Source organism: Thiomicrorhabdus cannonii, assembly GCF_013391695.1.
Taxonomy (GTDB): domain Bacteria; phylum Pseudomonadota; class Gammaproteobacteria; order Thiomicrospirales; family Thiomicrospiraceae; genus Thiomicrorhabdus; species Thiomicrorhabdus cannonii.
The window spans coordinates 61,332-82,657 of record NZ_JACBGH010000009.1 but is presented as its reverse complement, the minus strand read 5'-3'; the positions used below and the strand labels follow the sequence as shown (position 1 = coordinate 82,657).

At 56.7% G+C, this 21,326-nt stretch carries 13 protein-coding genes; 4 read left to right on the top strand and 9 right to left on the bottom strand.

Translation table 11 applies throughout. The features are described 5' to 3' along the window. The first annotated feature begins 24 nt into the window (after window positions 1-24). Both HZ297_RS09740 and HZ297_RS09735 read left to right on the top strand, forming a co-directional pair. On the top strand, window positions 25-2,838 hold the full coding sequence (locus HZ297_RS09740) for a PD-(D/E)XK nuclease family protein (RefSeq protein ID WP_178863264.1): 2,814 nt from the start codon (window positions 25-27) through the stop codon (window positions 2,836-2,838). Next, window positions 2,835-6,341, top strand: a complete 3,507-nt coding sequence (locus tag HZ297_RS09735) for a UvrD-helicase domain-containing protein (protein WP_178863262.1) — start codon at window positions 2,835-2,837, stop codon at window positions 6,339-6,341. The genes HZ297_RS09740 and HZ297_RS09735 overlap by 4 nt, the downstream gene beginning before the upstream one ends. Before the next feature lie 27 nt (window positions 6,342-6,368). Here HZ297_RS09735 and HZ297_RS09730 read toward each other — a convergent pair whose 3' ends face one another. Together HZ297_RS09730 and HZ297_RS09725 are read right to left on the bottom strand one after the other, a co-directional pair. Beyond that, on the bottom strand, window positions 6,369-9,515 hold the full coding sequence (locus tag HZ297_RS09730) for an EAL domain-containing protein (RefSeq protein ID WP_178863260.1): 3,147 nt from the start codon (window positions 9,513-9,515) through the stop codon (window positions 6,369-6,371). Continuing rightward, window positions 9,512-10,330 carry a phosphate/phosphite/phosphonate ABC transporter substrate-binding protein gene (locus HZ297_RS09725; protein WP_178863258.1) on the bottom strand — a complete coding sequence of 273 codons (819 nt, stop codon included), beginning with the start codon at window positions 10,328-10,330 and terminating at the stop codon, window positions 9,512-9,514. The genes HZ297_RS09730 and HZ297_RS09725 overlap by 4 nt, the downstream gene beginning before the upstream one ends. Before the next feature lie 296 nt (window positions 10,331-10,626). On the opposite strand from HZ297_RS09725, the gene HZ297_RS09720 reads away from it, so the two are divergent. After that, window positions 10,627-11,322: a methyltransferase domain-containing protein gene (locus tag HZ297_RS09720; RefSeq protein ID WP_178863256.1), complete on the top strand. Its 696-nt coding sequence runs from the start codon at window positions 10,627-10,629 to the stop codon at window positions 11,320-11,322. A gap of 243 nt (window positions 11,323-11,565) precedes the next feature. Here HZ297_RS09720 and HZ297_RS09715 read toward each other — a convergent pair whose 3' ends face one another. The 4 genes from HZ297_RS09715 to HZ297_RS09700 form a co-directional block, all read right to left on the bottom strand. Further along, the gene (locus tag HZ297_RS09715; RefSeq protein WP_178863254.1) at window positions 11,566-12,399 is read right to left on the bottom strand and encodes an ABC transporter permease subunit; all 834 of its coding nucleotides are present in this window, start codon (window positions 12,397-12,399) and stop codon (window positions 11,566-11,568) included. Further along, complete coding sequence (locus HZ297_RS09710) at window positions 12,400-13,335, bottom strand: ABC transporter permease subunit (RefSeq protein ID WP_178863252.1); 936 nt, start codon at window positions 13,333-13,335, stop codon at window positions 12,400-12,402. 11 nt (window positions 13,336-13,346) lie between these two features. Beyond that, entirely contained in the window at window positions 13,347-14,468 is a 1,122-nt protein-coding gene (locus HZ297_RS09705; protein ID WP_178863250.1) for an ABC transporter ATP-binding protein, read from the bottom strand. 163 nt (window positions 14,469-14,631) lie between these two features. After that, window positions 14,632-15,738 carry a polyamine ABC transporter substrate-binding protein gene (locus tag HZ297_RS09700; RefSeq protein ID WP_178863248.1) on the bottom strand — a complete coding sequence of 369 codons (1,107 nt, stop codon included), beginning with the start codon at window positions 15,736-15,738 and terminating at the stop codon, window positions 14,632-14,634. Between the two features lie 402 nt (window positions 15,739-16,140). Between HZ297_RS09700 and ppsA the strand changes: the two genes are divergently transcribed. Then, entirely contained in the window at window positions 16,141-18,579 is a 2,439-nt protein-coding gene (gene ppsA, locus HZ297_RS09695; protein ID WP_178863246.1) for a phosphoenolpyruvate synthase, read from the top strand. A 170-nt stretch (window positions 18,580-18,749) separates the two neighbouring features. On the opposite strand, the gene HZ297_RS09690 is transcribed toward ppsA, so the two are convergent. Genes HZ297_RS09690 through HZ297_RS09680 form a run of 3 tightly spaced genes read right to left on the bottom strand, consistent with a single transcriptional unit; the run spans window position 18,750 to window position 21,176 of the window. After that, window positions 18,750-19,178, bottom strand: a complete 429-nt coding sequence (locus HZ297_RS09690) for a YqaA family protein (RefSeq protein WP_178863244.1) — start codon at window positions 19,176-19,178, stop codon at window positions 18,750-18,752. A 20-nt stretch (window positions 19,179-19,198) separates the two neighbouring features. Next, window positions 19,199-19,582: a YraN family protein gene (locus HZ297_RS09685; RefSeq protein WP_178863242.1), complete on the bottom strand. Its 384-nt coding sequence runs from the start codon at window positions 19,580-19,582 to the stop codon at window positions 19,199-19,201. A gap of 19 nt (window positions 19,583-19,601) precedes the next feature. Further along, window positions 19,602-21,176: a penicillin-binding protein activator gene (locus HZ297_RS09680; protein WP_178863240.1), complete on the bottom strand. Its 1,575-nt coding sequence runs from the start codon at window positions 21,174-21,176 to the stop codon at window positions 19,602-19,604. Window positions 21,177-21,326 lie beyond the last annotated feature (150 nt).

Sequence of the window (21,326 nt, the reverse complement as noted above, 5' to 3'; positions counted from 1 at the left end):
TGTTGCCAATCTCCCGGAGGATCGATGAGCTTGTCTGAAACGGTGATCCATATCACTGCAAATAGCCGATTGACACAAACCTTGAAACGTCAGGCGCTGGCAGGCTGCAATGCGAGCGTGATTGAAACGCCGCAAGTCATGACCTTGGAACAGTGGTGGCAGCAGTGGCAGCAAAACCTGCTGTTTTCCGGCGTACTGGATGTCGCAGCCCTGGCCAATAAGAGCCTGTCGGCGTTTGAATCCCAATGGCTGTGGGAGCAGGTGTTGGAAGAGGAGATTGCCGGGCAGCTGGATGAGGCCGGCAGACCGCTTGAACTGCTGAACACCGCCAGTACGGCCAAACAGCTGGAGCAAGCCTGGAGTTTGTGGAGCGAATGGTTGCCGGCCGGTGAAGAAGTCGACGATGCCCTGCAGCATTTCGGGTCGGCCGAGTTTGCGCTCTTCAAGCGGGTGGCGGAACGCTATCAGCAGCGTCTGCAAGCGTTGAACTGGCAGGATGCGGTCGGTCAGCGCCGCCAGAGACTGCAATGGCTTAAGGCTCACGGCATCGGGCTGCCCAAACGTTTTGAGCTGCATGGTTTTGACGAAATCACCCCGGCGATCAAGGCCTGGAAGCAAGCTGTCGAAACCTGGGGCTGCGAGGTGCGGGAAGAGGCGTTCAGCCCCGTGCTGTCCGATGACGCGCAAGGCGCTTTGCTGACCGCCCATGACTACCTCGATGAAGCCCGTCAGGCGGCTTGGTGGTGTGTGCAGCAATGGCAGCATTGGCGCGCCTTGAAGCCGCCGCACGAAGTCCGTATCGGCGTGGTGGCACCCAATGTCGAAGACTACAAAACCGCCTTGACGCAGGCATTGGACGAACAGCTGGCCTTAAACGGCGAGCAACCATTGCCGTTGCAGAGCGGCACCTTGCAGCCGCTTTACAATATATCCCTGGGAAGTCGCTTGAGCGAGGTGCCGCTGGTGCAGAATGCGCTGCTGACATTGCGCCTGTTTTTGCAACCCAAGCGTGCCGTCAGCTACGCGCAATGGAGCGAGTGGCTGCTATCACCCTATACGCCGGGCGAAGCGGCGTTGCGCCACAAAGCCGATGCCGTGCTGCGCCGCTTGCAGTGGGCGAGCTTTCAGTGGCCGAATCTGTTGGCGACCGAATCGGCCGAACGCTTGCCTAAACCGCTGCTGCGCGCCTTAAAAAGCTGGCAGGAAAAGATGGCGCCCAAAGCGGCCGAAAAGCTGTCGCTCGAACAGTTTGCCACGCTGGCGGAACAGTGCCTGAATACCTTGCAAGGCGAGGAGTCGTTCAAGCGACGTCTGTTAGGCGAGCAGACACGCGCCCTCAACAGTGACGAACACCAGCAGCGCGAGGCTTGGCTAAGCTGTCTGAGCCGCTTCAAAACCCTCAACCACGCCTGCGGCAAGCAGTCGATCACCTACTGGTTGGGCGTTTTGCAGCGCTTTGTCGGCGAGGTCTTGCACCAGTCGCAAAGCAAAGGGCTGCAGCCTATCCAGATCATGGGGATGCTGGAAGCGGGCGGGCAGCCGTTTGATGCCTTGTGGGTATTGGGCATGACCGACGAAGCCTGGCCGCGTCCGCCGCAACCCAATCCGTTTTTACCCATCAGTTTGCAGCGCCAGCAGCGTCTGCCGCGTTGCGATGCCAAGCGCGAACTGGAGTATGCGCGGCTCATCAGCCGCCGTCTGTGTGCGGCAGCGCCGGTGCAGGTGTGGAGTTATCCGCGCTATGAAGGCGAGGCGGAGCGCCTGATGAGCCCTATTCTGGAAAGCGGCCTGTTCGACGGTTACGGCGTGTATGTGCATCAAACTTACCGCACCTTGGCGCAGGCCCATTTCGACACGCGGCAGGAGCCTGTTTGGGAGTTGGATCACCGCGGTCCGCCGATTCCGGAAGGCGACACCGCGCCCGGCGGCAGCGGGATTTTGCAGGCGCAGAGCCAGTGTCCGCTGATGGCGTTTATCGATTACCGTCTGGGCGCGCGGCAAAGTTTACAGGAGGTGGATGAAGGGCTGCAGAGCACCAATCAGGGCACCTTGATTCACGAGATTCTCGAGCATTTCTGGCAGGAGTTGCAGCATCAGGGGGCCTTGTTGAGCCTGTCGGACGAGGCGCTGCAGGAAAAATTGCAGCAGCATATCGACGCCTGTTTTGCCGCGTTGCAGAACAGTTTTGACCGCCATTATCTCGAACTGGAGCAGCAACGTATTTTGGAATTATTGCTCTCCTGGATGGAGATTGAACGCCAGCGTCCGGCCTTTGCGGTGGAGCAGACCGAACAGGCCGTCAGCGTCACGCTGGCGGGGGTAAACTATCGCCTGAAGATCGACCGTATCGACCGCGTCGGTGCAGAATGGGTCATTCTGGACTACAAGACCGGGCGCGCGAGTGTCAACGATCTGCTGAAAACGCCGATCCGCGCGCCGCAGCTGGCGGTGTATTTGCATGCAATGGAAGAGAAGTCGGTCGCGGGCATAGGCTATGCCTTGCTGCACTCCGATGACGGCGTCAAACTCAATGCGCTGGCCGCCGAGGAGGCGGTTTTAGCGGAAACGCGTGCGGTGACCGTTTTCAGCAAATTGGCGGAGAAAGAGGGCGGCGACTATTTTGAAGTGCGCTGGGAGGATTTCCTTGACAGTTTGCGCCAGGAGGTGCTCGATTTGGCACGGCAGATACAACAAGGCGTGGCGGATATGCGTTTTGACAAACCGGCGGATGTGGCCTATGCAGCCGGTTATCTGGCGCTGCGTCTGCCCGAAGTGGAGCGGCAGCTGGCTAAAGCGGGCATAACTGCCGCTGACGGTGTGATGGAGGGGGCGGAATGAGTCAGGAAAGTTGGTACGAATGGCTGGGGATTACGCCCGATTTGGCGCTGGCGGACGGCGAAGCGCGTTTTGCCGCAGTTAATCCGCACGTCTCGTTTATCGTGCAGGCACCGGCAGGTTCCGGCAAGACGGCATTGTTGACGCAACGCTTTCTGGCGCTGTTGTCGCAGGTCGACCAGCCCGAAAAAATCGTGGCGATGACCTTTACCAAAAAAGCTGCGGCGGAGATGCGCGAGCGCATTATCGCCGCCTTGAAAAAAGGCCGACTGCCGCAACCGGCGGCGGACGCGTCGTTGTTTGAGCGCAATAGTTGGCAGCTGGCGCAGCAAGCCTTACAGCAAAACGAGATGTTGGGCTGGGCGTTGCTGGAAAACCCCAACCGTTTGCGCATCAAGACCATCGACGGCATGAATGGCTTTCTGGTCGGGCAGATGCCGTTGCTATCGCGTATGGGCGCGCAGCCGCAATTGTTGGAACGTGCCGACGCACTCTATATACAGGCGGCGCGTTTGGCACTAAAAGACACCTCCGCCGGTGAGGCGATGGCCAATCTGCTAAGACTGGTCAACGGCCGTTACCAGAGTGCCGAAAGCTTGCTGGTGACCATGCTGAAAAAGCGCGACCAGTGGATGAAAAACCTGGTGGGCTTGCAGGGCGATGAGGCCCGGCATGAACTGCAACAGGGCTTGCGCCTGCTGGTGGAGCAGGAGTTGCGCACGCATGTGACCCATTTGAGCGGTGTGCGCGACCTGCTGGCCGAGGCGTGCGAACTGGCGGATTACGCTCAGGCGAACGACCAGCCGCAACTGCAACCGTTGTGCGGCGCCTGGCCTTTGGGGCATCAGCTTGCCGACCTGCCGCAATGGCGCGTGCTGGCCGAGTGGCTGCTGACCAAAGAGGGGGCGTTGCGCAAAGCCGGCGGCGTCACCAAAAACATCGGCTTTCCGAGCGGCAAGGGCGAAGCCAAGGACAATAAAGAGCGTTTTGTGAATGTGCTCGAAGGGCTGCGTGCCGCACCTTACAGCGAACAGATCGAGCAGAGCCTGGCATTTCTGAAAAACCTGCCCGACCCGCATTACAGTGAGGCGCAGTGGCAGACGCTGCAAGGCTTGGTGCAGTTGCTGACATTGGCCGCCGCTTATTTGAAGGTGGTGTTCAAAAGCGAGGGGCAGGCCGATTTTATCGAGGTGGCGCAGGCGGCGAGCCAGGCATTGGGCAGTGAGTTGGAGCCGACCGAACTGGCGCAGCAACTCGACTACCAAATCCATCATCTGCTGGTGGACGAATTCCAGGATACCAGTGCCGAACAGTACGCCTTGATCGCCAAGCTGCTGGCCGGTTGGCAGGACGGCGACGGCAAGACGTTGTTTATTGTCGGCGACCCGATGCAGTCGATCTACCGCTTCCGCGAGGCGGAGGTCGGCAACTTCTTGAAGGCGTGGCGCGGCAAAATCGGCGAGGTGGCGCTGACGCCGTTGAATCTGACGGTCAATTTCCGTTCGAGCCGCGGCGTGGTCGAGTGGGTCAACCGCCATTTCAAGCAGGTCTTCCCGAAACACGACCAGATCGAAACCGGTGCGGTGCGTTACAGCGCGGCCTTGGCGTTTTCCGAGGACGATAGCCCGGCGGTGACGACCCATTGGGCTTTGAACCGCTCCGCCGAGGCGGAAGCGGTGGCGGTTTACGAACTGATTAAGCAGCGTCTGCAAGAACTGCAGGATGAGCCGCAGCGCAAGATTGCCTTGTTGGGGCGCAGCCGATCCAGTCTGGTGGGCATTGCCATGTTGCTGAAACAGCAGGGCATCGGATTCCGTGCGGTTGAACTGGAGGGCTTGCAGGCCCGTCAGGAGATTCAGGATGGTGTGGCGCTGGCGCGCGCCTTGTTGCATCTGGCCGACCGGCCTGCCTGGATTGCGTTGCTGCGTTCGCCTTTGGTGGGGTTGAATCTGCCGGATTTGCATGTTTTGCTCGGACACGATTTTTCGCAGACGGTGTGGGCGCTGATTCAACCGGAAACCGCCGATTTGACAACGTTAACGCCGGAAGGGGAAGCACGTTTGCGACACGCGCTGCCGGTTTTGCAGAATGCCTTGTTGCGGGTGGGCAGTTTGCCGTTTTCGCAGGTCGTCAGGGAGTGCTGGTGGCAGCTTGACGGGGCGCAAACGGTTGAGAACGCCACGGCGCTCGACAATATGGAGGTCTTTTGGCAGACGCTCAGCAAAGTCGACGGCGAGGCGCTCACCGCCAAACGGCTGGAGGAGCTGCTGGCCGATCTTTATGCCGGCGCGGATAGCTCGCCGCAGAGTCAGCGTATCGAGCTGATGACCATGCATAAATCAAAAGGTTTGGAGTTCGACACGGTCATTTTGCCAGGATTGGGGCGAGCGCCCAAAGGCGATGACCGCCAGCTGGTTTCCTGGTTGCAGTTTCTGGGCAAGACGCATGCAGGCGAAACGCGCGAGCACCTCGTCATCGCACCCTTGGATCAGAAAGGTCAGCCGCGCGCTTTGTTGAGCGAGTTGCTGAAGCGTTTCGAGCAGGAAAAAAGCGATTACGAGTTGGCGCGACTGCTGTATGTGGCGGTCACGCGCGCCAAACGTCAGTTGCATCTGTTCGGTCAGGTGAACTTCAAACCTTCCGACAAGGACCCCTTGCCGAAAGCGCCCAAAGGCAGTTTGCTGGCGCCGCTGTGGTGCTGCGTGGGCGGCGAGTTTGAAGCCCTGGCGGCGGCCTATGACACGCCGGAGGCGAGCGTGACGATTGAAGCGCCTTTGCCTTGCATCAGCCGCTTGCCGATGGAACGCGAAACGTTGCAGGGATGGCTGGCGGAGCGCTGCCGGCCGGCCGAACCGCCTGTTTACGAACAGCTGACGCCATCTGCATTAAGGGATGCAAAATCCCATGTGGCGACGGAGCAGTCTGCACAGTTTATCGATAGCGATCGTGCGTTGCTGAATACCCAAGTGGGCAATCTGCTGCATCTGCTGCTGGAGCAGGCCGCGCAGGGCGGCGTGCAGAGCTGGGATGGCGAATTTATCGAGCGGCAGCGTGCAATCTATCGCCTATGGCTGCAGAACCAGGGGTTGCACGGCAGTTTATTAGAGGAGGCGGAGGTCCGTGTGCTGCGCTCCTTAAGGCAGGCATTGGCCAACCCGCAGGTGCGCTGGGCGCTAAGCGCCGATCACGCCGAGGCGCGGTGCGAATATCCGTTAACTTCGGTGGAAAGTGCAAGCGGCGAGATAGCGCATCATATTGTCGATCGCACTTTTGTGGATGCCGACGGGACACGCTGGATTGTCGACTACAAGACCAGTGTTTTTGAAGGCGATGCGGCCGCTTTGGAGGCGTTTATTGCCGAGAAAAGCGCACTTTATCTGCCGCAGTTGCAGCGCTACGGCGCTTTGCTGGCTGAATTGGATAACCTGCATAAGGGGGCGGCGCTGCCCCAAAAATGGGTGCTTTATTTCAGCGATGCAGATCGTTGGGTTGAACTGCAAGCCTAACGGTAAATTAAAACTCAACAGGCCGGGTCAGGCGTCGAGAAAATGAATCTCGAGGGTGGTTCTGACGAGATTCTCAAACTTCTCCAGCGGCAGCGGCGGGCTGAACAGATAACCTTGATATACGGTACAGTGGTTCTCCTTAAGGAACTCTTTCTGCTCAATGGTCTCCACGCCTTCGGCAATCACCTCGAGTTTGAGGGTGTTGGACATGGCGATGATGGTTTTGACGATAATCGCATCGTCCGAATCCACGGTGAGATCGCGGATGAACGACTGGTCGATTTTCAGCTGTGACAGTGGCAGACGCTTGAGGTAGGAAAGCGACGAGTGACCGGTACCGAAATCGTCGATGGAGAAGCGTACACCGATATCGCGCAACGCATTCATGGTGCGGATGGTGGTTTCCAGATCCTTGACCGTGACCGATTCGGTCAGTTCCAGTTTGAGTTGGTTCGGATCGGCGCCGGTCTCTTCGAGAACGCGCGTCACTTTCTCGACGAAATCTTTTTCGGCAAACTGCTTGGCGCTGACATTCACGGCCAGTTTAAGGAGCGCAAAGACCGGTTCCTGCTGCCATTTGACCAGCGTTTCGCAGGCCGTTTGCAGCACCCAGTCGCCGATGGCGATGATCTGCCCGGATTCTTCGGCGACCGGAATGAAGTCGGCCGGCGAAATATAGCCTTTTTGCGGATGTTTCCAGCGGATCAGCGCTTCGGCGTAGATGATTTCGGCATATTGGTTGACTTGCGGCTGGTAGTAGAGTTCGAACTGGTTCTGCTCCAGCGCTTCGCGCAGGTCGGATTGCAGGCTGACGAGCTTTTCGACGTTGGTCTGCATTTGCGGATCAAAGAAACGCACATTATTGCGGCCCTGTTTTTTCGCCTGGTACATCGCCAGATCGGCATGTGTCAGCAGCTCGTCGGGGCTGTTGTGTTCGCAACGGATGATTTCGATCCCGATGCTGGGACTGCTGTGATGGCTCTCACCGTTCAGTATAAACGGCTGGCGGAACGCCTGCAGGATGTTCAAAGCGATGTTTTCGGCATAATGCACCGCTTTGTCGGTGTTTTCGCCGAGGTTTTCCAGCAGGATCACAAACTCGTCACCGCCGATGCGCGATACGGTATCGACCATGCGCACGTTGTCGAGCAGCCGTTTGCTGACCTCTTTGAGCAGCAGGTCGCCGATGAGGTGGCCGCGGGTATCATTGAGTGTCTTGAAGTTATCCAGATCGATAAAGAACAGCGCGCCGCATTGGCGGGTACGTTGGCTGTAGATCAAGGCGTGCTCGAGACGGTCCAGGAAAAGGCGGCGGTTGGGCAGCTTGGTCAGCGGGTCGTAAAACGCCAGTTTCTGAATCTCTTCCTGTGCTTTGTGGCGCTCGGTGGCATCGGAAAAGCTGGCGACAAAATGCGTCAACACGCCTTTGTGATTGACGACGCCGGTAATGGTCAGCCATTCGAGATAGACATCGCCGTTTTTGCGTTTGTTCCAGATTTCGCCCTGCCAGTAGTGATGGCGCAGCAACGTCTGCCACATCTGCTCATAAAACGCATGATCCTGCATGCCCGAGTTCAGGATTTTGGGGGTTTTGCCGATGACGTCTTCCGCTTCATAGCCGGTCAGCCGCGTAAAGGCCTGGTTGACCTGCAAAACGTTGCCCTTGGGATCGGTGATCATAATCCCTTCCTGGGTTTCGAAGGCGGTGGCTGCGATGCGCAAAGCCTCATCCTGCGCTTTTTGCGCCGAGATGTCGTTGAAGCTGACGACCATTCCCTTATTGACGTTGCCGATATACAAAGGTTGGCCCGAAACCGATACCCAGATAGGTTGCTGCTCTTTGGTAATAAACACCAGTTCGCCGTGATAGGCGTTGCCGGACAGGGTGGCGGTTTCAATCGGACAGTGCTGGCTGCAGTCTTGGGGGTCTTCCGATGAATGGAAAAGATCGTGGGCGTTTTGACCGAGCATTTCGGTATCGGTGTAGCCCAGCGTGTTCTGCGCGGCAGTGTTGACCATGGTAATGCAGCCGTTGCGGTCGGTCACGTAAAGCCCTTCGCTAAGGGTGTTGTTGATGCGTTGCAGGTAACTGCGATGTTCTTTCTGCTGGCGCTGCGAAACCAGCAAACGCCAGATGCCGATGCCGATCAGTAGCATAATCACACTGAGGACGATGCTTTCGGTTAAGAAACGCTGCTCTTTGCGCTGAATCTGATCGGACTCTCCCACCGAGAACAGATAGGCGATATTCTGTTGGTGGATGTCGTGAACCGGCGTCAGGCAGAGTGTGTAGGTTTTGCCATTGAGAGTGAAAGTCTTGGCAAACGACTGGCCGTCGGCCAGTTGCTGGTCGAAGTTCGGGTCCTGTTTTGCCAGCGCGGCGATGGCCTGCACGGTCGGCGAGAGCGGTGCCGCGGCGTGTTTGAGCACGCTGTACGGATCCTCCTGTAACCAGTGTGACGAGAACGGGCTGGGGGCGTAAAGATAGGAGAATTGCTTGAAGTATTTGCCTTCGATCAGATCGCGTTTGTAGACAATGTTGTATTCATCTTGGGGGTTGAACGCCGCGATTTCCTGGCGAAGCGCTTCAAAGCGCTGGCCGAACTCGACGCTGCCAAGATGCTTGCCGTGATAGATAATCGGGAAAATATGGCGCAGGCCGGAAATCACCTTGCCGGTTTCAAAGGCGTAAACCGGTGTGAGCGTGCGGTTGACTTCGACGATGCTCGGCCGCGCGGCGCTCAGGTCGTCGCCGAACATCTCCGGTTGGTGAAAGCGCAGGAAGCTGCGGTTGTCCGGCGTATGGAAATGCAGGTGGAAGTGACCGTCGTGTTCATTTAAACGCTTCTGATAGTAAGGGTAGAGGGCGCGATACAGATCCAACCTGGCCTGTTGAGTTTGCGTGGGGTCTTGCGCACGTTCCAGAATTGATAACACTTCGGGATTGTTTACCGCCATCTGGAAACGGACTTCGGCGCCCTGATGAAACATTTTCTGCACCGATAACCAGGCCATCTCCTGCTTGGAAATGATTTCATGCAGATCGGCTTGGATCTCTTTTTGGGAAGACTGATAGATGCCGTGCAGAAGCACCGCCCAGATGGCCACGCTCAACAGCACGGCAAAAAGGGCGTCGAATAAAGAGGCGTTTTTGGTTTTTTCCGTCCACATCATCGGTGAACCGCCTCTTGTTTTAACGCATACTGCTGGGTATGCGGGTTTTGCGCCACTATGGACTGGAAGCGATCGAAAAGTTTTTCGGAAAAGGGATTGAATCCGTAAATGCCCATTGGCGTCTGTTCGTTGCTGCGGTAGTCAAGCAGCGCCGCCTGCAGGGCGTTTCTTTCATCGGCAGAGAGCTTTGCGTTATTGGCGACCATGATAAATTGCGGCAAGGGTTCGGAGGTGTCGAGGATGCGCAGTCCCAAATTGGCGTAGCGTTCCGCAATAAAACGGGCCAGGCCGCCGATCTGGTGCTCTTTGCGGATCAATGCCATCGCCACGGCCTCGTGCGACCCCAGATACTGTGACGGCAAGGTTTCCAGATGGAGTCCGTGTTTTTCCAGTAAATGCTGAGTCATCAACCATCCGCAGGTGGAAAGCGGCTGTGTCAGGGCAACCTTATAAGCCGGTTGCGTAGGCGGGGATTCAAGATGGTTGATGCCGTCAATCGGTGCGGCGAGGACGCACTGGTAATATTCTTCCTGTGGATGGTGTTTGACGGATACTAGCGGCGTGGCGTGTTCGGTTTGTGATTGAAGGGTGAAATAGACCAGCGGGCCGAGTTCGATCAGCTCCACTTCGCCTTGCTGGAAAGCCGTTAAAATGTCTTCGTAATTATCATAAAGTTTGGGAATGACCTGAATGTGCAACTTGGCTTGCAGATATTGCGTCAGCACCTGGCTCTTGGCGAGATTGAAGGCCGGGTTGTTCATCGGCAGAGGTGCGTAATGGATGGTTTTGGGGAACGGTGCCGGTCGTTCCGCCATAGACGGGGTAGCCAGGGCAACCGAGCTCAGCCCGCATAACGCAATCCATAGGTAGGCAAAGAGAGAAGTCCGTTTCAAGTTTTTAGCCAAGCCTGATAAATAGATAAAGATTATTCAGGAAATATACCATAGTCCGCTGTTTTGGTGTGGCTATTAGGCGGGGTTGTTGCGTTCAATTCTTTTTATAGGTGGCGATTATTGGAGTTGATTGCCGTATGCGGTAAGCTTGCGCTAAGCCACTATAAACGGCAACCTTTTACAGAAAAGATTGGTTTTGGGACACGATTCAGGAGGATGTGAATTTGACTATTGAGAAAACGCAGGCACAGATTTTGAAACATCACGGCGGCGATGGCGAACATGCCCGCGAGATGATTACCGCAACCTATGAACGCCGCCATGATGTGGCGTTTTGGGAGTTCTGGAATGCCCAGTTGGGGGGCGCGATTGATAAAGGCGATCTCTTGCTGGACTTGGGGGCGGGCGTCGGCCAGTTTGTCGGTGATCTGGCGCTGCGTTATCCGCATAACACCGCTATCGGCATTGAAGCCGCACCCTATATGCTGGCGGCTCAGCTGCCCTTGGCGGACAATGCACGTATGCTGGTGGACGATTTGAACGATCCGCAGGCGGCGATTGCCGATGGCAGCGTGGCCGCGGTGATGGCGAATATGCTGGTGCATGAGCTGCCGCAGCCGGTGTTGATGTTCAAGGCGGTTTACCGCTGGATGAAAACAGGCGGACGTTTCTGTGTGATTGATCTGGTGCGTCAGCCGCTCGAAAGTTATCTGGAACACAAGTATCCCGACCGTGCCGTGTGGACGGCCGAGGCGTCACGCGAGATGCTGGAGGATACCTTCGAGCATTTTCTGGAGCATAACCGCTACCATGCCGACGACCTGATTTATATGCTGACCGCCTGCGGTTTCAAATTGGTTGAAAACACGCCGATCCGTGACGGCCGTATGGTGCGGATTGTGGTGGAGAAATAGCGTTTTTGAGGTACGTTTAACGATTTTTAACCACGAAGGGCGCGAAGTACACGAAGGTGTTTATGGGTATCGGTTAGCCTATTCACAATTCTTCGTGGTTTAAAAAACAGACAAGCCAGCTCAAAATGTTTTGAACCACAGAGACACAAAGACACGGAGTTTTTGAACAACAGTTTAACTCTTAATTCTTCGTGTTCTTCGTGCCCTTCGTGGTTAAAGTTCCATACCCGGCCTGTTCACTTTTTATTGGCTGTTTTCGCGCTGTTTCTGTTTTTCCTGTCTTACCATAATCCAGCCGGCAAACAGTACGGCCAGACTCACCAGTACCACAATAATCGTCGCCAGGGCGTTGATCTGCGGGCTCACGCCGAGACGCACGCTGGAGTAGACCACCATCGGCAGCGTCGTGGCGCCCGGCCCGGAGACGAAACTTGCCACCACCAGGTCGTCCAGCGACAGGGTGAACGCCAGCAGCCAGCCCGCCACCAACGCGGGGGCGATAATCGGCAGGGTGATGGCAAAAAACACTTTCAGCGGGCGGGCGCCCAAGTCCATCGCCGCTTCTTCCAGGCTATTGTCCAGATGCGCCAGACGCGAACGCACCACCACGGTCACATACGCCATCGCAAAGGTCATGTGCGCCAGTACGATGGTGGTCTGGCCGCGGCCTTCCGGCCAGCCGAGAATATCGTCCATCGCCATAAACAGCAATAAAAGCGACAGACCGATAATCACTTCGGGCATCACCATCGGCGCGGCGACCATGATTTCGAGCATGGAGCGGCCGCGGAAACGTTTGAAACGCACCAGTGCCATTGCCGCCAGAGTGCCTAGCACCACCGCAAAGCTGGCGCTGATGGCGGCGATTTTAAGACTCAGCCAGGCGGCGGAGAGAATCTGTTCGTTCTGCAACAGTTCACCGTACCATTTGGTGCTCCAGCCGCCCCAAACCGTCACCAGACGGCTCTCGTTGAAGGAGTAGACAATCAAGCTCAGGATCGGACCATAGAGGAACGCATAGCCGAACACCAGAAAAGTCATCAGTAGAGGGAAACGGGATTTTTTAGCGTGACTCATTTAGCGCGCCTCCCCTTGTTGTTCCTGACGTTGTTCATAGTGACGCCATAGCACAAACGGAATAATCAGCAGTACCAGCAGCACGGCGGCGAGCGCCGAGGCGAGCGGCCAGTCTTTGTTATTGAAAAACTCCGTCCACATCAGCTTACCGATCATCAAGGCATTCGGCCCGCCGAGCAGGTCGGGGATGACGAACTCGCCCATCACCGGAATGAACACCAGCATGGCCGCGGCGATAATGCCGGGCATGGAAAGCGGCAGGGTGATGGTCAAAAACTGTTTCCACGGGCGGCAGCCCAAATCGGCGGCGGCTTCCAGCAGGGAGTCGTCCAGGCGGATCAGGGTCGCATACAGCGGCAGAATCACAAACGGCAGGTAGGAGTAGATAATACCGATATAGATGGCCGTCGGGGTGTAGAGGATTTCCAGCGGCTGGTCGATCAGGCCGAGCGACATCAAGGTGTTGTTGATCAATCCGTTGTTTTTGAGGATGCCGATCCAGGCATAGACGCGGATCAGAAACGACGTCCAGAAGGGCAGAATAATCAACATTAAAAGCGGCAGACGCCACGCCTGCGGCGCGCGCGCAATCGCATAGGCCATCGGGTAGCCGATAATCAGCGCCAGCAGAGTGGAGATGGCGGCGATTTCGACCGAGTTGAGCAGGGCGGTGCGATACAGCGGGTCTTCGAACAGCAGCATGTAGTTGCCGAAATTGACCACCAGTGTCATGGCGCCGTCTTCGATCTCGCGTATAAACGGCAGATAGGGCGGTTGCGCCAGCACCGCTTCCGACAGACTGATTTTCAGCACGAACAGAAACGGCAGCAGGAAGAACAGCGTCAGCCACAACCACGGCAGGCCGATAATCCAGTGACGACCGTTGCTCAGAAAAGCAGCTCCCGGTAGACGTTGTGCCAGTTTCAACGCACTCATTTGCCCCCCGCTCATTTCACTAAAATCCCGCAGGCGTTGGGTTGCCAAGTCAGCGTCACGCTGTCGTTCCAAGTCATCGGCTGTTCGGCCAGTGCCTGAATATTGGATTGCGTGAACATCACGCGTTTGCCGCTCGGCAACTCCACGTGGTAGATGGAAACGTCACCCAAGTAAGCGATCTCTTTGATCACGCCCTGCACGGTATTGCTGCCTTGTGATAGGGCCGGCACCACCTGGATTTTTTCGGGACGCACCGCCACCGTCACCGCCATGTCGTTGACCAGCGGCTGCGAATGACGCACTTGCAACAGGCCGTCGATTTGTTCGGATTGAACCCACACCTGATCGTCTTCCTGCTTGACCACATGACCGTCGATGAGGTTGATCGAGCCGATGAATTCGGCGGCAAACCGGCTTTCGGGATATTCGTAGAGGCGGCGCGGTGCATCGACCTGTTCGATACGGCCGTCACGCATCAGCGCGATGCGCGACGACATGGTCATGGCCTCTTCCTGATCGTGGGTCACCACAATAAAGGTGATGCCCAGGCGTTCCTGAATATTGACCAGCTCGAACTGGGTCTGTTCGCGCAGTTTTTTGTCCAGCGCGCCAAGCGGCTCGTCCAGCAGCAGAATCTTGGGGTGTTTGGCCAGCGAGCGCGCCAAGGCGACGCGCTGGCGCTGCCCGCCGGAAAGCTGATGCGGTTTGCGTTTGGCGAACTTCTCGATCTGCACCAACGCCAGCATTTCGCGCACGCGCTCGTCGCGCTCTGCCTTGGGCATCTTTTCCATTTTCAAGCCGAAGGCGATATTGTCTTCGACCGTCATGTGCGGAAACAGCGCATAGGATTGCAGCATGATGTTGAGCGGGCGCTCGTAGGGCGGCAGATCGGTCACATCCTGACCGTCCAGATAGATGCGCCCGTGCGTCGGGGTTTCAAAACCGGCCAGCATCCGCAGCAAGGTACTTTTGCCGCAACCCGACGAACCCAGCAGCGAGAAGAATTCGCCGGGGTAGATGTTCAGGCTGACGTCATCCACGGCATAGACATTGCCGAAGGTTTTGGTGACTTGCTCAATGCGCACAATCGGTTGTGCGTGTTCTGCGTTGGCGGGTTTTGAAACATCCGTCATGCTAGGGTTCCTGTTAATAACACTATATAGGTGAAAAAGCTGTGAGAGTGCCAAAGTCGAGGCGAAAATCGGCTAAAAAGCGGAGTTTACACGAAGTAAATGAGTATTTTTAGCCGATTTTTAACAAAGAATTTGGTTGCTCTCAAGCGTTTTTACTCAAACTTTACTGGCCTGTTTTAATGCGCGTCCACGCACGGTTAATATTACGTGCCTGCTTGTCGCTTGGGGTTTTCAATACCATGAAGTTGGCGCGCGTGGCTTCGGGCGGGTAGATGCCCTGATCATTGCGCACCGCCTCGTCAACCAGCGGAGTGGCGGCGCTATTGGCGTTGGCGTAAGCCACCGTGTTGGAAATCTCGGCAATCACCTTGGGTTCCAGCAGGTAGTTGATAAAGGCGTGCGCCGCTTTCGGATTCGGTGCATCGGCCGGAATCACCATCACGTCGGTCCAGACTACGGCGCCTTCTTTGGGGGCAAAGTAGGCCACTTCGACGCCGTTCTTGGCTTCCATCGCACGGTCGCGCGCCTGCAGGATGTCGCCGGAATAACCGTGCGCCACACACACATCGCCGTTGGCAAGGTCATTAATGTATTGCGACGAGTGGAAATAGCGTATATACGGGCGCACCGCAGTGATGGTGTCGGTCGCAGCGGCGATGCCGCCTTTGGTGTAATCGTCATTGGCTTCGCCTTTGTAGGCGTGCGCGGCGGCAAAGACTTCGGTGGCGTCATCCATTAAAGAGATGCCGCAGCCGGCGAGTTTTTGGGCGATTTTAGGGTCGAAAATCAGGCTCCAGCTGTCCAGCGGCATCTCGTCGCCGAGGATTTCCTTGACCTTTTTGACATTGATGCCGATGCCGGTGGTGCCCCACATATAAGGGACCGCGTAGGCGTTGTTCGGGTCGATGTCGTTCAGGGATTCAAGAATCTGTTTATCCAGATTGGCGTAGTTGTTCAGCTGGCTTTTGTCGAGCTGCTGATACAGGCCGGCGCGGATATGGCGGTCGATAAACGGACGCGCGGTCGGAAAGGCGAGGTCGTAGCCGCTTTTACCGGCCAGCAGTTTAGCTTCGAGCACTTCGTTGGAGTCGTAAACGTCATACACCACTTTGATGCCGGAGGCTTTTTCGAAATTGGCGATGGTGTCCGGCGCGATATAGTCGGACCAGTTATAGACGTGTACCGTCTCCTGCGCTTGGGCATTAACGCCGCTTAAGCCCAAAGTCAGAGCGGCCGCCAAGATGTTAAAACGAAGTGACCAGTTTGTCATGATATTCAATCCTTCCAGAAATCTGCATTTAAACCTGTGAAGCGCGTGCCAAAAGCGTGCCTGCTAAACGAAGGGCAACGCTTTCTCTGGGCCGTCGTTGGTTTGGGAGAAAATGACACTTTTATTAAATGCGAACTGTAAACAAATTCATTGAAAAGCAAAAGTTTTATTTGCATTTTTAGCCTAAAAAAATCACATTTTTTATCCGCTTTTTACGCTGCCGGGCGGAGGGTGAAGCAGATGCCTTTTGAGCACAATCAAGTTTGCGGCAGTTTGTGGCGATTTTAAAAACTCAACAGGCCGGGTATGGCTGGTTATTAACCGCAAGGTAGCGTAAGCTTGATTCAGTTTGGGCCTGGGTTACAACAGCCAGAGTTTGACGCTTAATCCTTGGAGGACACTATGACCACAGCCGCTTACACCTTTATCCGCTTTTTTGATTCGCTGACTATCGAGGATATTCCGCTGGTGGGCGGCAAAAACGCCTCCTTGGGGGAGATGTACCAGAGTCTGGTGCCGCAGGGCGTGCCGGTGCCCAACGGGTTTGCGATTACCGCCGCGGCCTATCGCGCGATTCTCGACGAGAACAACCTCTGGCCGAGGCTGCACCAGATTCTGGACGATTTGAACGAAGACGATACCCAGGATCTGCAACGCCGCGGCGCGCAGGCGCGCGAGCTGATTTACAGCGCCAAACTGCCCGAAACACTCTATGCCGAGATGGTGCGCGCCTACGAGGAGCTGCTGGCATCGCACGGTGCGCCGGCCTCGCTGGCGGTACGCAGTTCGGCCACGGCGGAGGATCTGCCCACCGCCAGTTTTGCCGGCCAGCAGGACACCTATCTGAATATCTCCGGCCTGAGCGCCTATGTGGACGCCTGCCGCCACTGCTTTGCCAGTCTGTTCACCGACCGTGCCATCCACTACCGCATCGACCAGGGCTTTGACCATTTCGAGATCGCGCTCTCCATCGGCGTGCAGATTATGGTGCGCTCCGACATCGCCGCCTCCGGGGTCATGTTCTCCATCGATACCGAAACCGGCTTTGAGGATGTGGTGATGGTTACCGGCGCCTACGGTTTGGGCGAAAACGTGGTGCAGGGCGCGGTCGATCCCGACGAATTCTATGTGCACAAGCCCACCTTCAAAAAAGGCTTCCGCAGCGTACTTAAACGCCATCTCGGCGCCAAAAAAATCAAGATGGTCTATGCCACCGACAGCAACCGCCGCGCGCCGATCCACAATGTGCCGACCTCGCAGGCGGAGCGCAAACAGTTCTGCATCAGCGACCAGGAGGCGGTGAAACTGGCGGACTACGCCATCAAGATAGAGGACTACTACAGCGCCAAAGCCGGTTATCGAAAACCGATGGATATGGAGTGGGCCAAAGACGGCGTCACCGGCGAGCTGTTTGTGGTGCAGGCGCGTCCGGAAACCGTCGCTTCGCAGCGCACGGGTGCGATTCTAGCGCGTTATGAACTCACGCAGACGCCGCCGGCACCGCTTGTCACCGGGCGTTCGGTGGGCGGCAAGATTGCCAGCGGCAAGGCGCGGGTGATCTCCTCGGTGGAATTTCTGCACGAGTTCGAGGACGGCGAAATCCTGATTTCCGACATCACCACGCCGGACTGGGAACCGGTCATGAAACGCGCCGCCGCCCTGATTACCAATCGCGGCGGCCGCACCTGTCATGCGGCGATTATCGCGCGCGAACTGGGCATCCCCGCCGTGGTCGGAACCGGCAAGGGCACCGAACTGATCCAGAACGGCCAGTGGTTGACGGTTTCCTGTGCCGAAGGCGACGAAGGGCGGGTCTATGCCGGGGAGATCGGTTACCGCGTGGCCGAAGTGGATCTGGGGACTTTGCAGCAGCCCAAGACAGAAATCTTGATGAATCTGGGCAATCCCGAACTGGCGTTTGATTTGAGTTTCATTCCCAACGCCGGCATCGGCCTGGCGCGTATGGAGTTCATTATCAATAACCATATTCAGGTGCATCCGCAGGCGTTGTTGCATCCGCAAAAGGTCAAAGATGACGCGGTACGCGAACAGATTGCGCAGTTGACGCAGGGGTTTGCCTCGGGATCGGATTACTTTGTGCAGAAGCTCGCCGAAGGGGTCGGCACCATCGCCGCCGGATTTTATCCGAAGCCGGTGGTGATGCGTCTGTCGGATTTCAAATCCAACGAATACGCCTCGCTGATCGGCGGGCAGGATTTTGAACCGCACGAGGAAAACCCGATGCTCGGTTTCCGCGGGGCGTCGCGTTACAACGATGTCGATTACAAAGCCGCTTTTGCGTTGGAGTGTCAGGCGATCAAGCGGGTGCGCGAGGTCATGGGGTTGGATAACGTGATTATCATGATTCCGTTCTGCCGCCGCGTGGAGGAGGCCAAGCATGTCATCGAAACCCTGGCGGAAAACGGCCTGGTGCGCGGCGTTAATGGGCTGCAGGTGTATATGATGGTGGAGATTCCCAATAACGTGCTGCTGATCGACGAGTTCTCCGAATACTTCGATGGTTTCTCCATCGGCACCAATGACCTGACGCAGCTGGTGCTGGGGGTCGACCGCGATTCGGAAAAGGTCGCGTTTGACTATGACGAGCGCGATGCCGGTGTCAAGAAAATGGTCAGGATGGCGGTGGAAGGCGCGCACCGCAACGGCAAGCACATCAGCCTGTGCGGTCAGGCGCCGTCGGACTATCCGGAGTTTGCGGAGTTCCTCGTTGAAATCGGTATTGACGCCATGAGCCTGAATCCCGATTCGGTCTTGAAAACCCTGCCGTTGATTTTGCAGGCCGAAGCCAAGGTTGCCAAGTTATCCACGAAAAAAGGTTGAAAGCCCGTTAAAACGCCCCGCAAGCCTGTGGATAACTTTTGAATAACTCTTTTAACCACAGAGGCACAGAGACACAGAGTTTTTAAACAACTGCTTTTTCTCTGCGTCTCTGCGTCTCTGTGTCTCGGTGGTTCAAATCACCCGGCCTGTTGAGTTTTTTTAACCGGTTTTCAGGCTGCAAACCAATCCACTAAGCCCACCAACACCGCATAACGCACGCCTTTGCCGATAAACGTCAGCAGCACAAACAGCCCGAAATTAACGCGCATCATGCCGGCGATAAAGGTCAAGGCATCGCCAAACAGCGGCATCCACGAAAACAGCAGGCTCCATACGCCGTATTTATTGAACCAGCTCTGGCTTTTGTGCAGAGTATCGGCTTTAAAGGGAAACCAGCGGCGGTGTTGAAAATGCAGCAGATAGCGCCCGAGGCCGTAATTGACCGCCGCGCCGAGTGTATTGCCTGCCGTTGCCCAGGCCCAGAGTGCCCAGGGTTCATAACCTTCCAGCAGCAAGCTGCCGAGCAGCACTTCCGAGCCGGCCGGCAGCAGTGTGGCGGCGATAAAGGAAACGGCAAACAGCGAAAGATAGGCACTCATCTGAAAATGGCTCGAGGAGGTTAGAAAAAGCCAAAGGCGTTTTCGATATGCTGCGGTTCGAGAATGTCGTCGCTATAGGCCAGCAGGTCGAACTGCATGCTGTAATCCGCATAGTGTGGGTGGGTCAGCAGGAAATGTTGCGCCGCCAGACGGATGCGGGCTTGCTGGGCGGCGCTGAGCTGTTCGGCCGGGTGGCCGTAATCGGCGTTTTGACGGTATTTGACCTCGAAAAACACCAGACGTTGCTCGGTGTTATGCAAGCCGATCAGATCGATTTCGGCTTTGTTGAAGCGGTAGTTTTGCGCGACGATTTCAAAGCCGCGCTGTTGCAGCCACTTCGCCGCGTCCTGCTCTTTGGCGTGGCCGAAGAGTTTGTTTTTGAGACCGCGTAAGGTGCGCTGCATGGCGGGTTCCTGCGCGGTTCTAGTCGCGCTGACGTCCTAAAGAGGCGGGATCGAGATCGGTCGAACCGTCTGCTGGCGCCGCGCCGGATTCGACGTTGTTGTCCTGGGGAGTCAGGTCCGTATCCGTTAGCGGCACTGTCGCGGCGGGAATGACAACCGGCGGTACCCAGCGCACCAGTTGGCCGTTTTTATTGTAGTGCGCCCAGATGAGCTTTTTGTCGATTTGCAGGCCGTCTTTGTAGAGAATGCCGCTCTGTCCGCTGGTCAGGCAGAGGTTGGGCGCAAGATTGGCCAGTTGCGTCGAAATCAGGAAGCTGTCCCAGCCAAAGGCTTCCAGCGGGGTTTCCAAGGCGTGCGCCGTGAAAATCGCCGGAATGGTCGGAAACACCACGTCACTCAGGTCGCGGTTGGCTTTGATGGCCTGCAGGTTGGCCGGGGTGAGGTTGGCGGTGGCATAGACCGGCAGTTTGAGTTGGAAGAACTCGAACTGCGGGTGGAATACCGCTACCTGCTCGGCGTTACCCATCAGCACAATCGCCTGCAAATCCTGGCGGATGCGCGGGAAGAATTCGGGTTTGGCACCGAGCAGCCAGCGCAGGTTGTTGTAGCGCGCCTCGCTCTCCTCTTCGTGAATCAACTGCCCGAGCGCCTGGCGCAGATTGGGGTTTTTCAACGGATACTGAACCAGGTCGGCACGGTTTGAGGGGTTGTTGAGCCATTGCGCGCGCAGCTCAAAGGCGTTGCTGCTGTCGCGGCTGGTTTCGCTGCTGAGAATGCCGATACGCGCAAAGCCGCGCGCTTCGAGCTGTTTGCGAATTTGGTAGGCTTCCGTGTCGGAACGGTAGTTGAAGCTGTAGAAAGGCGCTTTTTCGGTACTGTTGAGCGCCAACACGTCTTTGACGTTATGTTGCGCCAGCACGTCAATGGCCTCTTTGGTCAACGGGCCTATGACCCAATCGGCGCCTTCGGCCTTGGCCTGCTGGTAACGCGCCCAGGTCTGTGCGGCATCACTGGTGTCGTAGAAGCGCAGGGCGATCTGGCGGTTGGAGATCATATAGGCTTTGAGCAGGCCGTTACGAATCTGTTGGCTGATGCTGTGGTATTTGCCTTTGAACGGCAGCAGCACGGCGATTTGTTTGGGTTGCGGCGGGGTTTTGAGCTCTTCGCGCAGTGCCGGAATCAGGTGGCGCGTGTAAATCGCTTGCGGATTGAACTCGGCCAGATCAGCCAGGCTTTGGCGGGCAAACAGATTGGGCTGTTCGCTGGCATTCAGCAGCGGCTGCCACGTCGCCAAAACCGGATCAGCTAGCATTTTGGCGCGTTTTTGCGGGGTATCGAAGGCGGTTTGCAGGGTTTTCCACAGCATATATTCCACTGCCGCCTGATTGTCGGCATCGCCGTCCAGTTCGCGCCACAGCGTTTCACCCAACGTGACAAAAGCGCTCCAATCCTCTTCCGCTTTGGCGCGGTTGACCTGCGCTTCCAGCGCTTTCAAGGCCTGTTCGCGCTCGGATTTGGCGGTGGTTTTTGGCAGGCTTAAATCGCCGCCGGCAGTCTGCTGCGGTTTGGGTTGCGGTGCGCTGCAACCGCTCATGGCGAGCATCCCAGCGCTCAAAGCCAATGAGAGCCCGGCGGCAATTAACGAAGTACGCGGAGAGGTTTTTCTATAGAATGGCTGCATAGTGAAACAGGCTAATAACAGGCGATGCCTTGGCAAGTGAATCTTGCAGAAGATTATATAGTG

Coding starts and splice junctions, on each gene's coding strand:
- HZ297_RS09690 (WP_178863244.1), bottom strand. CDS start 19,178: ATGAGTGCCTATCTTTCGCTGTTTGCCGTTTCCTTTATCGCCGCCACA.
- HZ297_RS09715 (WP_178863254.1), bottom strand. CDS start 12,399: ATGAGTCACGCTAAAAAATCCCGTTTCCCTCTACTGATGACTTTTCTG.
- HZ297_RS09685 (WP_178863242.1), bottom strand. CDS start 19,582: ATGCAGCGCACCTTACGCGGTCTCAAAAACAAACTCTTCGGCCACGCC.
- HZ297_RS09705 (WP_178863250.1), bottom strand. CDS start 14,468: ATGACGGATGTTTCAAAACCCGCCAACGCAGAACACGCACAACCGATT.
- HZ297_RS09710 (WP_178863252.1), bottom strand. CDS start 13,335: ATGAGTGCGTTGAAACTGGCACAACGTCTACCGGGAGCTGCTTTTCTG.
- HZ297_RS09740 (WP_178863264.1), top strand. CDS start 25: ATGAGCTTGTCTGAAACGGTGATCCATATCACTGCAAATAGCCGATTG.
- HZ297_RS09725 (WP_178863258.1), bottom strand. CDS start 10,330: ATGGCGGAACGACCGGCACCGTTCCCCAAAACCATCCATTACGCACCT.
- HZ297_RS09680 (WP_178863240.1), bottom strand. CDS start 21,176: ATGAGCGGTTGCAGCGCACCGCAACCCAAACCGCAGCAGACTGCCGGC.
- HZ297_RS09730 (WP_178863260.1), bottom strand. CDS start 9,515: ATGATGTGGACGGAAAAAACCAAAAACGCCTCTTTATTCGACGCCCTT.
- HZ297_RS09700 (WP_178863248.1), bottom strand. CDS start 15,738: ATGACAAACTGGTCACTTCGTTTTAACATCTTGGCGGCCGCTCTGACT.
- ppsA (WP_178863246.1), top strand. CDS start 16,141: ATGACCACAGCCGCTTACACCTTTATCCGCTTTTTTGATTCGCTGACT.
- HZ297_RS09735 (WP_178863262.1), top strand. CDS start 2,835: ATGAGTCAGGAAAGTTGGTACGAATGGCTGGGGATTACGCCCGATTTG.